This window comes from Oceanicaulis sp., from assembly GCF_051859625.1.
Lineage (GTDB): Bacteria > Pseudomonadota > Alphaproteobacteria > Caulobacterales > Maricaulaceae > Oceanicaulis.
The window spans coordinates 1,116,853-1,130,679 of the sequence record NZ_JBHYFH010000001.1; the positions used below are offsets into that span (position 1 = coordinate 1,116,853).

12 protein-coding genes are annotated in these 13,827 nt (G+C 63.5%); 2 read left to right on the plus strand and 10 right to left on the minus strand.

Translation table 11 applies throughout. The features are described 5' to 3' along the window. Positions 1-55: 55 nt before the first annotated feature. Positions 56-724, plus strand: coding sequence for a DUF484 family protein (locus tag ACTIGF_RS05335; RefSeq protein WP_022700633.1), 669 nt, complete (start codon positions 56-58; stop codon positions 722-724). Beyond that, positions 709-1,656 carry a tyrosine recombinase XerC gene (locus ACTIGF_RS05340; RefSeq protein WP_439635877.1) on the plus strand — a complete coding sequence of 316 codons (948 nt, stop codon included), beginning with the start codon at positions 709-711 and terminating at the stop codon, positions 1,654-1,656. Before ACTIGF_RS05335 ends, ACTIGF_RS05340 begins: the two co-directional genes overlap by 16 nt. Here ACTIGF_RS05340 and ACTIGF_RS05345 read toward each other — a convergent pair. From ACTIGF_RS05345 to ACTIGF_RS05390, 10 genes are all read right to left on the minus strand, one after another. Then, positions 1,653-2,222, minus strand: coding sequence for a GNAT family N-acetyltransferase (locus ACTIGF_RS05345; RefSeq protein ID WP_439635878.1), 570 nt, complete (start codon positions 2,220-2,222; stop codon positions 1,653-1,655). The genes ACTIGF_RS05340 and ACTIGF_RS05345 overlap by 4 nt on opposite strands. A 112-nt stretch (positions 2,223-2,334) precedes the next feature. Further along, positions 2,335-3,738: a dihydrolipoyl dehydrogenase gene (gene lpdA / locus ACTIGF_RS05350; RefSeq protein WP_439635879.1), complete on the minus strand. Its 1,404-nt coding sequence runs from the start codon at positions 3,736-3,738 to the stop codon at positions 2,335-2,337. Between the two features lie 154 nt (positions 3,739-3,892). Further along, complete coding sequence (locus ACTIGF_RS05355; protein WP_439635880.1) at positions 3,893-4,348, minus strand: hypothetical protein; 456 nt, start codon at positions 4,346-4,348, stop codon at positions 3,893-3,895. A gap of 123 nt (positions 4,349-4,471) precedes the next feature. Next, entirely contained in the window at positions 4,472-5,989 is a 1,518-nt protein-coding gene (gene odhB / locus ACTIGF_RS05360) for a 2-oxoglutarate dehydrogenase complex dihydrolipoyllysine-residue succinyltransferase (RefSeq protein WP_439635881.1), read from the minus strand. A gap of 41 nt (positions 5,990-6,030) precedes the next feature. Beyond that, on the minus strand, positions 6,031-9,021 hold the full coding sequence (locus tag ACTIGF_RS05365) for a 2-oxoglutarate dehydrogenase E1 component (RefSeq protein WP_439635882.1): 2,991 nt from the start codon (positions 9,019-9,021) through the stop codon (positions 6,031-6,033). A 292-nt stretch (positions 9,022-9,313) separates the two neighbouring features. Continuing rightward, entirely contained in the window at positions 9,314-10,222 is a 909-nt protein-coding gene (gene sucD, locus ACTIGF_RS05370; RefSeq protein ID WP_439635883.1) for a succinate--CoA ligase subunit alpha, read from the minus strand. A gap of 3 nt (positions 10,223-10,225) precedes the next feature. Then, complete coding sequence (sucC, locus tag ACTIGF_RS05375) at positions 10,226-11,422, minus strand: ADP-forming succinate--CoA ligase subunit beta (RefSeq protein ID WP_022700641.1); 1,197 nt, start codon at positions 11,420-11,422, stop codon at positions 10,226-10,228. 115 nt (positions 11,423-11,537) lie between these two features. Further along, entirely contained in the window at positions 11,538-11,882 is a 345-nt protein-coding gene (locus ACTIGF_RS05380; protein WP_439635884.1) for a hypothetical protein, read from the minus strand. After that, positions 11,879-13,153 (minus strand): MFS transporter, encoded by a 1,275-nt coding sequence (locus tag ACTIGF_RS05385; protein WP_439635885.1) that lies wholly within the window; start codon positions 13,151-13,153, stop codon positions 11,879-11,881. The genes ACTIGF_RS05380 and ACTIGF_RS05385 overlap by 4 nt, the downstream gene beginning before the upstream one ends. A 73-nt stretch (positions 13,154-13,226) precedes the next feature. Further along, the gene (locus ACTIGF_RS05390) at positions 13,227-13,769 is read right to left on the minus strand and encodes a hypothetical protein (RefSeq protein ID WP_439635886.1); all 543 of its coding nucleotides are present in this window, start codon (positions 13,767-13,769) and stop codon (positions 13,227-13,229) included. Positions 13,770-13,827 lie beyond the last annotated feature (58 nt).

Sequence of the window (13,827 nt, forward strand, 5' to 3'; positions counted from 1 at the left end):
TTAACGCATTCACAAGCCTGCTCTGGCACTGAAGGAGCGTTGGCATGGAGATCAAATGATGAGCGCCCTGGACACGCTGGATCTGGAAACCCTGCGCACCGCCTTGCGGGCGCGCCCGGAAGTGATCACCGGGGACCCTGAGCTGATGGCCGCGATTCGCGCCGCAGACTCAGGCGACAGCGTTGTCGATCTGGGCCAGCGCCGTCAGAAGAAACTGGAAAAAGATTTGCGCAAGGCGCGCGCCACCAGCGACGCTTTGATCGCGCTCGCCAAGGCCAATATGGCCGCCCAGGCCCAGACCCACGCTGCTGTTCTGGCGATCTTGGAAGCCGAAGACCTCAGCGCGCTCGATCACAAGCTCGCGGGCCGCGTCGCAGGCGCCTTGAGCGTGGACGCTGTCAGAGTGTTTCTCGAAGGTCATTCCCCGCTGAAAGACGCAGACGCGATCCTGGGCTGCTCGCCGGAGCTGGCGGACGGCCTGCTGGGCGATGACAGCGAACGCCTGGGGCTTGTGAACGGGCGATTCGCTGATGCGCTCTACGGCCCGCTCGGCCCGAACATGCGCTCTGAAGCCATCGCGCGGATCGAGATCGGCGGCCATCCCGGCGTTCTGTGCCTGGCCAGTCGGGATGCACGGGCTTTCACGGCGGATCAGGGCGCAGACCTCATCCATTTCCTGGCCCGGGCGCTTGAGCGCCGGATCGCGCCATGGCTGCGCAGCTAGGCGAACCCGATCTTGGCGCGGACGCCGCCCTCACCGCGTTTGTATCCCATCTTGAGGGCGAGCGTCGGCTGAGCCCGCGTACGGTCGAGGCGTATCACCGCGACCTGTCGGGCTTGTTTGAGTTTCTCACCGGGCATCTGGGCGGCGCGCTGACGCTTAAAACCCTCTCACAGCTGACCAGCGCCGACTGGCGCGCCTGGCTGGCGGATCGGCGGCGGGACGGGGTCGGACCGCGCACGCTGCAACGTGGCCTGTCCGCCGCACGCACCTTTTACGGTTATGGCCGTCGCCGCTGGGGCCTCGACAATCCTGCGCTCGGCCTTGTGGAATCACCCAAAGCGCCCCGGCGCCAGCCGCGCCCGGTCAGCGAAAGCGCGGCCAAATCCCTGCTCAAGGAAGCCCGTCTCGGCGCCGCGGAACCCTGGATCGGCCAACGCGACGCCGCCGTGCTCAGCCTGCTGTATGGGTGCGGCCTGCGCATCTCGGAAGCGCTGGCTCTGACAGGCCGCGATCATCCTTTGCCGGATGTGCTGCGCGTAACCGGCAAGGGCGGCAAGAGCCGGATCGTTCCGGTTCTGCCCATCGTGCGTCAAGCTGTGAGCGCGTATGTGGACGCCTGTCCGTATCAGATCGAGCGCGATGACCCCTTGTTTCGCGCCAGCCGCGGGGGCGCGCTGCAGCCGCGCGCCATGCAGACGGCGATGCAGACGCTTCGATCCCGGCTGGGATTGCCCGCCAGCGCCACGCCGCACGCCCTGCGGCACGCCTTTGCGACCCATCTTCTGGCGCATGGCGGCGATCTGCGAGCGATCCAGGATCTTCTGGGTCACGCCTCGCTGAGCACCACCCAGATCTATGCGGATATCGAATCAAGCCGGCTGATGGCGATCCACGCCGCCACCCATCCCAGAGCCCGCAAACGCAGCGGCTAGTCGCGCTTGCGCTCGAACAGGCAAAGGGTTTCGCCGCTCTCGTCGGTCAATTGCTCAACGATGGTGAAGCCTGTTTTTTCAAGCACGCGGATCGAGGCGGTCAGGTGCGGCAGGGTCTGGGCGCGCACACAGCTGACTTCAGGATGGTCAAACGCCCAGCCCACGAGCCCGTCCACGGCTTCTGTGGCGAGGCCCTGCTCTCGGAAGCTGGGCTGCATCGCATAGCCGATTTCAACACAGCCCTGTTCATCGGGCGGGCCGTGGAACCCGCCCACGCCCACCGCCCGGTCAAGGCCGTCGGGCGTCCAGCCCATCAGAAAGACCCAGCCGCGCCAGCCGGCTTCTTCGGGGGTGCGATTGAGAATCTCGAGCTTGTCCGCCAGCTTTGGCTCATCATCCGCGATGGGCGGCCAGGCGGGTTCGCGCTGTGCGCCCAGAGCGGCGAAAAAGCCGTCCTTGTCGGTCACTTGCAGGCGCGCCAATTCCGCATCAATCGCCACCAGCCGCAAGCGTGGGCCGCGGATTTCCAGCGTTGAACTGGACTGCTGTTGAGTCGAAATCGTCACCGGTAAACCTCCGAAGACCCGTCCGGGCGCGTTATGGCGCACCGCCCCGCAAATGTCGTCAGACATTTTCGTGACATAGTTCCAAACGCACCCGGTGACAGTCTGGGACGGCTTACATCTGCATGGTCCAGCCCTCGACCCCCATGGCCGCCTGACGCACGGCTTCAGACAGGGTCGGGTGGGCGTGGCAGGTGCGCGCGATGTCTTCAGACGCCGCCCGGAATTCCATGGCCACAGTCAGTTCTGCGATCAGCTCGCCGGCGTTCGGACCGACAATATGCGCGCCCAGGATTTCGTCGGTCTCAGCGTCGGCCAGGATTTTCACGAAGCCGTCCGTGGTGTGGTTCGTGCGGCCGCGCGAGTTCGCCATGAACGGGAAGGCGCCGGACTTGTATTTGCGGCCCGCTTCCTTGAGCTGTTCCTCGGTCTGACCGACCGAAGCGATCTCGGGGTAAGTGTACACCACATTGGGGATGGCGTCATAATTGACGTGGCCGGCCTTGCCGGCGATCAGCTCGGCCACCGCCGTGCCTTCGTCTTCCGCCTTGTGCGCCAGCATCGGCCCTGAGGTGACGTCACCGACCACCCACACGCCCTCAGCAGACGTCTTGAAATGGTCGTTTTCGATCATGCCGCGCTTGTCGATCTCGATCCCGACCGTCTCGAGCCCCAGGCCTTCCGTGTACGGACGGCGACCAATGCAGACCAGCACCACGTCCGCGTCCAGCACCTCTTCAGAGCCGCCTTTGGCCGCTTCGGTGGTGACCTTGAGCTTGGTCTTGAGCTTTTCGATGCCGGTCACCTTGCGCGACAGCTTGAAGCTCATGCCCTGCTTTTCAAACAGACGCTTGGCCTGTTTGGAGACCTCGCCATCCATGCCCGGCAGCGCGCGATCGAGGAATTCCACCACGGTCACGTCCGCGCCCAGACGACGCCAGACCGAGCCGAGCTCAAGCCCGATCACGCCTGCGCCGATGACGATCAGCTTTTTGGGGACTTCCTTGAGCTCCAGCGCGCCGGTGGAGGAGACAATGCGCTCCTCATCAATCTCGACGCCCGGCAGCGGGGTGACTTCAGAGCCTGTCGCGATGACGATGTTCTTGGCGCTGAGCTCGGTTTCCTTGCCGTCCTCGCCGGTGACAATCACCTTGCCCTTGCCGGCGATGCGGCCTTTGCCGCGGACATGGTCGACCTTGTTCTTCTTGAACAGGAATTCCACGCCCTTGGTCAGACCGTCGACGGCGTCATCCTTCTGACCCATCATTTTCTTGAGGTTCAGCGACAACTTGCCGACCTCGATGCCCATATCGGCGAAATTCTTGTTGGCTTCCTCGTAAAGCTCTGACGCGTGCAGCATCGCCTTGGACGGAATGCAGCCCACATTCAGGCAGGTGCCGCCCAACGTCTTGCGCGACTCGATACAGGCCGTCTTCAGACCCAGCTGGCCTGCGCGGATGGCGCAGTTATAGCCGCCGGGGCCGCCGCCGATAATCACCACATCATATTGATCTGCCATGGGGTACACCGTCATCGGTAAACGCGCGCCATGAAGCGCGCTAAGGAGGGGTTAGCCGCACCCTACTCCTGCCCTCCCCCGCGTCAATGCGGCGAAGGATGCAGAGCGGCTATGCGTTTACAGGTCGGTGTAACCCCGAACGCTTTCAAGCCCGTTACCGAAGCACGCCCGCTTTCACGCCCCAGCTTGCGACCCGCCAGAAAGCGACCAGGCTCAAGAAGATCACGAGCGAGAAGATCACTCCGCCGATCCCGCCCATCAGGTCATAGGCGGCGGTGAAGCCGAACAGATAGGCCGCACTGATGATGTAGAAGGCGATGGAGACCAGAAACAGCGGCGCGGCGAAGCGTGTGCGGATCAGGAGCGCCGCACTGCCCAGCATTGCGCTCCACACCGCGATGGCCCAGACCGCCTCATACCAGAGCGGAAAGCCCAGATAGAAGGCGAGCTGTTCCTCGGTGAAGGCGGACAGATACGCCTCATTGCCCATTTGCGTCAGCGTATAATCCACCGCCCCGAAGCCGTTCCAGATCAACGCCACAACGCCCACGATCCAGAACCAGACCGGCGTCTTCGGACGCTCGGTTGCAATTTCAATGTCATCGGCCATCAGAGTGCCTCCCCCAAGGTTATGGCCGTATTCTAAGCTAAAAACGGCTCTCGCGCCCAGCCCCAAACGAAAAACCCCGGCCGCATCGGGCCGGGGCTGATCGTTTGAACCTTATGAGATCGACTAGATGTCGAGCAGCAGGCGCTGCGGGTTCTCAAGGCTTTCCTTGACGCGCACGAGGAAGGTCACCGCTTCCTTGCCGTCCACGATGCGGTGGTCATAGCTGAGCGCCAGATACATCATCGGACGGATCTTCACTTCGCCATTGATGGCGACCGGGCGCTCCTGGATCTTGTGCATGCCCAGAATGCCCGACTGCGGCGCGTTCAGGATCGGGCTCGACAGCAGCGAGCCGTACACGCCGCCATTGGAGATCGTGAAGCTGGCGCCCTGCATGTCGTCAATGCCGAGCTTGCCGTCGCGGGCGCGCTTGCCCAGATCCATGATGGATTTCTCGACGCCGGCCAGCGACAGGTCGTCCGCATCGCGGACCACAGGCACCACAAGGCCGCGATCGGTGCCGACGGCCACGCCCATGTCGTAATAGTTCTTGTAGATGATGTCCGTGCCGTCGATCTCGGCATTGACCGCCGGGACGTCTTTGAGCGCCGCGACGCAAGCCTTCACGAAGAAGCTCATGAAGCCCAGCTTGACGCCGTGCTTGGCGACGAAATCGTCCTGGATTTCCTTACGCAGGGACATGATCGCGCTCATATCCGCTTCGTTATAGGTGGTGAGCATCGCCGCAGAGTTCTGCGCGTCTTTCAGACGGCGGGCGATGGTCTGACGCAGGCGGGTCATCTTCACGCGCTCTTCGCGCGGGCCGGTGTCACGCGGCTTGGAGGATTTCTCCGCAGCCGGGGCAGGCGCCGCGCCGCCAGACTGCACGGCTTTCAGCGCATCACCCTTGGTGACGCGGCCATCCTTGCCGGTGCCTTCGACCTTGGACAGGTCCAGATTGTTTTCAGACGCCACGCGATTGGCGGACGGCATGGCCTTGGCGTCACCGCCCGAAGAGGACGAAGACGCCGCCGCTTTCGGCGCATCCTCGGACTTCGGCGCAGCAGACGCGGACGCGCCCGCGCGAATCTTGCCGATCACCTGGTCAGGGGTGACGGTGTCGCCTTCCGCCACAAGCTGTTCTTCAAGAACACCCGCCGCCGGAGCCGGCACTTCCACGGCCACCTTGTCGGTTTCGATCTCTAACAGCGCCTGGTCCTGCTCGACGGCCTCGCCGGGCTGCACCAGCCACTGGCCGACCTGGCCTTCAGCGACGCTTTCGCCCATCACCGGGACCTTGGCGTCGATCAGATCGCCGCCGCCAGACGTCCCGTTGGAGTCGCCAGACTTGGCTTCGGATTTCTTCGCCGGCTTGTCGTCAGAGGCTTTGGAGGCGGATGCCCCGCCGCCTGCGCCCAGCTCCGCCAACGTCGCGCCGATCTCCACGGTGTCGCCTTCCTGGGCGACGATCTTGGAGAGGACACCATCTTCCTCGGCGCGCACTTCAACCGACACCTTGTCGGTTTCCAGCTCCACCAGGATGTCGTCTTTCTTCACGGCGTCGCCTTCGGAAACCTGCCATTCGCCGACAGTGGCTTCGGTCACGGATTCGCCGAGGGTGGGGACGGTGATCTCGGTCATTTTTAGCTCTTTCCTAGAAAGGTCTTCGTGCGGGCGACGGCTTACGAGAGGGCTTCGTCAATGAGGGCGGCTTGCTGGGCCTGGTGCTTGGACAGGAGGCCCGTCGCCGTGGAGGCCGAGGCCGCTCGGCCCACATAGCGGGCGCGCGAACTCTTGGTGTTGGACTTCTCAAGACAGAATTCCAGATAGGGCTCCACAAAGCTCCAGGCGCCCATATTCTTGGGCTCTTCCTGACACCAGACCACATCGGCGTTGTCAAAGCGCTTGAGCTCGTCGATCACCGATTTGGCCGGGAAGGGGTAGAACTGCTCCACCCGCAACAGATAGACGTCGTCGATCTTACGCTCTTCACGCGCTTCAAGCAGGTCGTAATAGACCTTACCCGAGCACAGAACCACGCGGCGGATCTTGTCGTCAGAGGTCAGCGGGATTTCAGCACGGCCGGTGGCCACGTCCGAGCGGCCTTCGCGCACGGTCATGTCCGCATCATCCCACAGCACGCGGTGGAAGCTTGAGCCTTCCGCGAATTCTGCGAGCGGGCTGATGCAGCGCTTGTGACGCAGCAGGGATTTCGGCGTCATGATCACCAGCGGTTTACGGAAACCCCGATGGATCTGGCGACGCAGGATGTGGAAATAGTTGGCCGGCGTCGAACAGTTGGCGACCTGCATGTTGTCTTCGGCGCACTGCTGCAGATAACGCTCGAGGCGGGCGGAGGAGTGCTCGGGGCCCTGACCCTCATAGCCGTGCGGCAACAGCATCACCAGACCCGACATGCGCAGCCATTTGCGCTCGGACGAGGAGATGAACTGGTCGATGATCACCTGCGCGCCATTGGTGAAGTCGCCGAATTGGGCTTCCCACATCACCAGCGAATTGGGCGCGGACAGGGTGTAGCCATACTCATAGCCGAGCACCGCTTCCTCAGACAGCATGGAGTCGATGACTTCATAGCGCGCCTGGTCACCGCCCAGATTGTTGAGCGGCGTATAGCGTTCTTCCGTGTTCTGATCGATCACATGGGAGTGACGCTGGGAGAAGGTCCCGCGGCCGCAATCCTGACCGGACAGGCGCACCGGGAAGCCTTCCTTGAGAAGCGACCCGAAAGCCAGATGCTCCGCCGTCGCCCAGTCAATGCCGTTCTGATCGTCCAGAACCGCCTTGCGACGGTTCGCAATCACGCGCTTGAGGGTTTTGTGGATGGCGATGTCTTCAGGCACCGTCGTCATCTTGTCAGCGATGTCGGTGAGCACGCTCGCCTCGACCGCGGTCTGACCGCGACGATCATCCTCTTCAGGCAGGCCCAGGCCCTGCCAGACGCCGTCCAGCCAGTCCGCCCGGTTGGGGCTGTAGGATTTGGCTTTCTCAAACTCGTCATCGAGGAATTGCGCAAACTCCTCGACCCAGCCGTCGACCTCTTTCTGGGTGGTCACGCCTTCCTGGATCAGGCGCTTGGTATAGAGCTCCAGCGTGGTGGGATGCTTGGAGATGGTCTTGTACATGATCGGCTGGGTGAAGCTGGGATCATCACCCTCGTTATGGCCGTAGCGGCGGTAGCAGAACATGTCCACGACCACGTCCTTGCCAAAGCGCTGGCGATATTCCGCCGCGACTTTGGTGGCGAAGGTCACAGCTTCCGGATCATCGCCGTTCACGTGGAAGATCGGCGATTGAACCATCAGCGCCACGTCAGAGGGATAAGGCGAAGAGCGGCTGTCCTTGGGGTCGGTGGTGAAGCCGATCTGGTTGTTCACCACAAAATGGATCGCGCCGCCGGTGCGGTGACCGCGCAGCCCCGACAGACCGAAACATTCCGTCACAACGCCCTGACCGGCGAAGGCGGCGTCGCCATGCAGCAGGAGCGGCAGGACTTTCTCGACATAATTGGAGCCGTCACCGTCATCACGGCGGAACTGGGTCTGTTTGGCGCGGGCCTTGCCCAGCACCACCGGGTTCACCGCTTCCAGGTGCGACGGGTTCGGGGTGAGCGACAGGTGGACCTTGTTGCCGTCAAACTCGCGATCAGACGACGAGCCCAGATGGTATTTCACATCGCCCGAGGCGTAATCCACCTGACCGAGCGTGTCGCCGCCCTGAAACTCGTGGAAGATCACGTGATAGGGCTTGCCCATCACGGCGGCCAGCACGTTCAGGCGGCCCCGGTGCGGCATGCCCAGAATGATGTCTTTGACGCCCAGCGCGCCGCCGCGCTTGATGATCTGCTCCAGCGCCGGGATCAGGCTCTCGCCGCCATCAATGCCGAAGCGCTTGGTGCCCGGATAGCGCTTGTGCAGGAAGTTCTCGAACGCGCCGGTCTCGATGATCTTCTTGAGGATGGCGATCTTGCCTTCCTTGGAGAAGGCGATCTCCTTGTCCGGACCCTCGATGCGCTCTTGCAGCCAGGCTTTCTCTTCGGGGTTTGAGATGTGCTGGAACTCCACGCCGAAGGTGGAGCAATAGGTACGCTTCAAGATGTCGAGCATCTGGCGCACGGTCGCCGTCTCAAGACCCAGATAGCCGTTGATGAAGATCTCGCGATCCAGATCATCCTCGGCAAAGCCATAGGTCGCCGGGCTCAGCTCGGGCTGCTCGCCAAAGCTGGTGAGCTTGAGCGGATCGAGATCCGCCGCCAAATGGCCGCGCATGCGGTAGGCGCGGATCAGCATGATCGCGGCGATGGAATCCTTGACCGCCTTGTGCACGTCCTCAGCAGACGCGCCGGCGCCTTTGTGCTCAGCCACCGCGTCGGGCAGCGCCATGGTCGCGCTCTCGATATCGCCGAGCGCGGTCACCAGTTCGCCATTGGCGGGGCGCGGCCAGTCCTTGCGTTTCCACGCCGGGCCCTTGGCGGCCTGGCTGGCGTCGGCGGGCGCATCGCCTACTTCGGCAAAGAAGGCGCGCCAGCTGTCTGGCACCGAGGCCGGATCAGCCGCGTATTTCGCCGCCATTTGCTCGAGATAGACGGCATTGCCGCCAAACAGGAACGAGGTGTCCAGGAAAGTCTGATTTTGGGGGGAGCGTTCGTCAGCCATGGCGCCATTCAATCGGCATCTGAGGGGACGCGCGCCGTCTCGGACGCGCGCATGTGGTTTGACCCGACATTTATGCCTGTTAGTTAAGAAATAGAAGACCGAAGCGCCGCAAATCGGAAAAAGCGCCCGCTTTTTACTGCAATCAGAGCATTTCAGTCCTTGCGGTTCAGACATTCAGGGGCGACCGCCCCATCGCATCAGACTTTAGGCTGAGCCGCGCTGATTTCCACACCGATACAAAAACCCCCGCCCGGATCGCCGGACGGGGGCTTTTTCAGATCTGGCGCAGGCCTTAGCCCTTGAGGACTTCGACCAGGGTGTCGCCGAGACGGGCCGGGCTGTCGGAGACGGTGATGCCCGCCGCCTTCATGGCCTCGATCTTGTCTTCAGCGCCGCCCTTGCCGCCGGACACGATGGCGCCGGCATGGCCCATGGTGCGGCCCGGAGGCGCGGTGCGGCCTGCGATGAAGCCGACCATCGGCTTTTTACGGCCTTTCTTGGCTTCGTCTTTCAGGAACTGCGCCGCTTCTTCTTCCGCAGAGCCGCCGATCTCGCCGATCATGATGATCGACTTGGTCTCGTCGTCGGCCAGGAACATCTCCAGCACGTCGATGAACTCGGTGCCTTTGACCGGGTCGCCGCCAATGCCCACAGCCGTGGTCTGACCCAGGCCCGCATTGGAGGTCTGGAACACGGCTTCATAGGTCAGGGTGCCGGAGCGAGAGACGACGCCGACCGAGCCCTTCTTGAAGATGGAGCCCGGCATGATGCCGATCTTGCACTCTTCCGGGGTCAGAACGCCGGGGCAGTTCGGCCCCAGAAGGCGGGAGTTGGACTTCGCAAGGCGGGCTTTCACCTTGACCATGTCCATCACCGGAATGCCTTCGGTGATGCAGGTGATCAGATCGATGCCCGCATCAATCGCCTCGATGATCGCGGCGCCGGCGCCGGCCGGCGGCACGTAGATCACGGATGCGGTGGCGCCGGTGGCTTCCTTGGCTTCACCCACGGAGGCGAAGATCGGCAGGGTGGCCGAGCCGTCCAGCCCTGACGTCCAGCTTTCGCCGCCCTTCTTGGGGTGCACGCCGGCGACCATCTTGGTGCCGTAATAGTTCAGCGCCTGTTCGGTGTGAAAGGTGCCGGTCTTGCCGGTCAGGCCCTGAACGATGACTTTGGTGTCTTTATTGACGAGTACAGACATGGCTTAGGCCTTTTTCACAGCAGCGGTGATTTTCTTCGCGGCGTCGTCGAGATCGTCAGCCGAGGTGATGTCGAGACCACTTTCGTTGAGGATCTTCTTGCCGAGGTCCACATTGGTGCCCTCAAGACGGACCACCAGCGGAACCTTCAGGCCGACTTCCTTCACCGCGGCGACCACGCCCTCGGCGATGACGTCGCAGCGCATGATGCCGCCGAAGATGTTCACGAGGATGCCTTTGACGTTCGGATCGGCCGTGATGATCTTGAACGCCGCCGTCACTTTCTCTTTCGAAGCGCCGCCGCCCACATCCAGGAAGTTCGCCGGCTCGGCGCCGTAGAGCTTGATGATGTCCATGGTGGCCATCGCCAGGCCCGCGCCGTTCACCATGCAGCCGATATCGCCGTCGAGGGCGATGTAGGCGAGGTCGTATTTGGACGCTTCGATCTCTTTTTCGTCTTCTTCAGACAGATCGCGCAGTTCACGCACGTCGTCGTGGCGGAACAGGGCGTTGCCGTCGAAGGACACCTTGGCGTCCAGCACGCGCAGGCGGCCGTTTTCCATGACGATCAGCGGGTTCACTTCCAGAAGGGCCATATCCTTCTCGGTGAACGCCTTGTAGAGGATCGGCGCCAGCGACAGCATGTCGTCGCGCGCCTGACCTTCAAGCTTGAGCGCTTTCGCGATCTCGGACGCATCGTCAGCGGTGACGCCGGTCAGCGGGTCGATATTGACGGTCAGGATCTTCTCGGGCGTGTCTTCGGCGACTTGCTCGATATCCATGCCGCCTTCGGTGGAGACCACAAAGGCCACCTGGCCGGTTTCGCGGTTCACCAGAAGCGACAGATAGAGCTCGGATTCGATATCCGCGCCGTCTTCAATGTACAGCCGGTTGACCTGCTTGCCCTCGGGGCCGGTCTGGTGGGTCACCAGGGTGTTGCCCAGCATTTCCTTGGCGTGCTTGGCCACATCTTCCTTGGAGAAGGCGAGGCGCACGCCGCCTTTGGCGTCGGCGGGCAGTTCCTTGAACTTGCCCTTGCCGCGGCCGCCGGCATGGATCTGGGATTTCACAACCCAGAGCGGACCGGGCAGCTGGTCAGCGGCTTTGGAAGCTTCTTCGACGGAAAACACGGCGATACCTTCGGCGACCGGAGCGCCGTAAGATTTCAACAGGGCTTTCGCCTGGTGCTCGTGAATGTTCATGGAGCAATATCTCTCGCACAGAGCTGAGGGGAGTACGGGCGAGAAACACCCGCACCTAGGCGGACAGCGCGCGTTATAACACCCGTTGAGGCCGGTGCAACGCGCCATTCCCCTATCATAAGGGGGAGTTCGTGTCTTTTACCTTAGCAAAGCGCGTGGTCAGGGCGCCGGCGATCCATCCCAGCCCCCCGCACAACCCGGCCGCCAAGGGCAATACCAGATACAATCCGGCGCGATGACAGGCGTCCGGGCCGCCTTGCCGGCACCCCTCCGCCATGGACGCCGCGACGTCTGTTAGACCCAGCGCGACCAGCTGACCCAGCAATACCGGCGCGCCGGTCCCGATCATCAGCCAGCCCAGCCAGGCCATCAGCCCCAATCTGCGCAGCCTGCCACGCAAGGCGAAGGCGGCCAGCGCCCCGATCAGGGCAGGCACAGCGACGATCAGCGCCAGCATCATACGCGGTCCAGCTCGTCTTCCGGCGCCTCGATTTCGGCCAGCTCTGCAGAGGTGGCCTGCAAGTTGACGAAGTGAGACCGTTCATCCTCGCTCACCGCTTCACGGGCGCGGCGGCGCCAGAACATGCCCGCCGCAAGAATGCAGCTGACGATCGCGGCGAATAAAAATAGTCCTCTTGGCCCCAGCGGCCCGGAATAGGCGACGCCCGCCACGATCGGACCCAGCGTCGAGCCGATCGCCCAGACGAGCAACATGCCTGACGCGATGGCGGGCAGCTCCTCGACCCGCGACCGGTCTGCGGCATGGGCGACCGCGACAGCGAAATACGACAGGCTCGCCGCACCCCACAGTCCCACCAGAAGCGCCGCCATGCCCAGCGACGGGCTGGGCATCACCACCAGAATCAAAGCGAAGAGCCCGCCCACGATCGACAGGGCCGCGATAACCAGGCGCCGGTCCATCTGGTCTGAAATCATCCCGGCGGGCCATTGCGTGATCATCGACCCCGCATAGATCACCGCCATCAACAACGCCGCGCTGCCCGCGCCGTATTCAGGATCGAGCGATTGCGCCCAGATCGGCATGAAGCCCAGCACGCCTGAATTGAGAAGGCCCGCTGTGAACGCCGCGGCGGCCGCGGCAGGCGCGATGGAGAACAGGCGCGTGACCGGAACCGTTTCGCCTGAGGGCAGGCTGGGCTGGGCGCGCCGGGTGAAAACGATAGGGGTCAGGGCCAGCGCCATGGCGGCGCCCGCCATGATGAAGCCGTCGCGCGCATCAAAGCCGGGCAATGCGATCAGGAACGGCCCTGCGATCAGGCCGGCGCGACCGACAATCTGATAGACCGAGATCACGGCGCCGCGGCGTTCGCTCGGCGTGGCGTCGGCGATCCAGCTTTCCGCCACCGCAAACAGGCCCGCCGCGCACATGCCAAATCCGAAACGGGTGATCAGCCACCAGATGAAATGATCGCCCAGCGCCAGGAGCAGCGTCAGCGCAGCCGCACCGCCGGCGTATCCGGCATAGGCGCGAATATGGCCCACAGACCGGATCATGCCCGGCGACAGCCAGGCGCCGATGGCGAAGCCCGCGCCAAAAGCGGCGATCACGGCGCCGATCGCCGGACGCCCCCAGCCCGCACCGCTCATCGCCAGCGGCAGGGCGACGCCCAGCGCGCCCATGGCGGCCTGCAGGAACAAAGTGGCCACCATCACCATGGCGACATTGCGATAGATCAGCATGGATCGGCCTTTGCGGATCGGGGCGGACATTGGACTGCGAAATCATCACGCGGGGCGGCGCAAGGCAACCCGCGCCCCTCAGCAAACCGCCGCGATCACAGGATCAGGCCAGTCGCGCCAGCCGGGCGAGCGCCCAGTCCAGCGATAACGGCCCCGCGCCGCGCGCCGTGAGATATAGCCCCAGCGCCAGATACGCCACGGTGGAGGTGAACGCTTCAGGCAGAATGAACATCATGTGCCAGCCCGCGCCGAGAATCACGGCAAGGCCTGTGAGCCGCGTCAGAAAACCGACGGCGAGGCTGAGACTGACAAGACTGGCGACCGCCAATAACAAGACCGCAGCCAGTCCGGCGTCGACCTGTCCCATGGTCCACAGCCGGGCCGCGTTTTCCAAACCGTCCGTGGGCGTCACCCAGGATCGCCAGGACAAGGGGTCCTCCACAGCGGCGGCGTTCGCCCGCGACCAGCTCCACACCTGAACGATCAGCACAAACCGGACCGCCACACCCAGGACAGCATCCATCAGGCCAGAGCCGGCGCGTTGCGCCAGCCCCCGGGTCACGACTGGCGGTTCAGCCCCGTCGCCAGGGCCGGCGGCTTCGCCTGCGCCCACGAACAGGCGTTCGAATGTGCTTGCGTCTTTCATCTCGTCCCCCGCCGTCATCCTCGCCGCCCGTCCATCCAGAGGCAAACCCTGAATGTTC

What these genes read in the sequence shown, in the direction of transcription:
- sucD (WP_439635883.1), bottom strand. Translation starts at nt 10,222, where the DNA reads ATGTCTGTACTCGTCAATAAAGACACCAAAGTCATCGTTCAGGGCCTG.
- ACTIGF_RS05340 (WP_439635877.1), top strand. Translation starts at nt 709, where the DNA reads ATGGCTGCGCAGCTAGGCGAACCCGATCTTGGCGCGGACGCCGCCCTC.
- ACTIGF_RS05335 (WP_022700633.1), top strand. Translation starts at nt 56, where the DNA reads ATGATGAGCGCCCTGGACACGCTGGATCTGGAAACCCTGCGCACCGCC.
- ACTIGF_RS05355 (WP_439635880.1), bottom strand. Translation starts at nt 4,348, where the DNA reads ATGGCCGATGACATTGAAATTGCAACCGAGCGTCCGAAGACGCCGGTC.
- odhB (WP_439635881.1), bottom strand. Translation starts at nt 5,989, where the DNA reads ATGACCGAGATCACCGTCCCCACCCTCGGCGAATCCGTGACCGAAGCC.
- ACTIGF_RS05380 (WP_439635884.1), bottom strand. Translation starts at nt 11,882, where the DNA reads ATGATGCTGGCGCTGATCGTCGCTGTGCCTGCCCTGATCGGGGCGCTG.
- lpdA (WP_439635879.1), bottom strand. Translation starts at nt 3,738, where the DNA reads ATGGCAGATCAATATGATGTGGTGATTATCGGCGGCGGCCCCGGCGGC.
- ACTIGF_RS05390 (WP_439635886.1), bottom strand. Translation starts at nt 13,769, where the DNA reads ATGAAAGACGCAAGCACATTCGAACGCCTGTTCGTGGGCGCAGGCGAA.
- ACTIGF_RS05365 (WP_439635882.1), bottom strand. Translation starts at nt 9,021, where the DNA reads ATGGCTGACGAACGCTCCCCCCAAAATCAGACTTTCCTGGACACCTCG.
- ACTIGF_RS05385 (WP_439635885.1), bottom strand. Translation starts at nt 13,153, where the DNA reads ATGTCCGCCCCGATCCGCAAAGGCCGATCCATGCTGATCTATCGCAAT.
- sucC (WP_022700641.1), bottom strand. Translation starts at nt 11,422, where the DNA reads ATGAACATTCACGAGCACCAGGCGAAAGCCCTGTTGAAATCTTACGGC.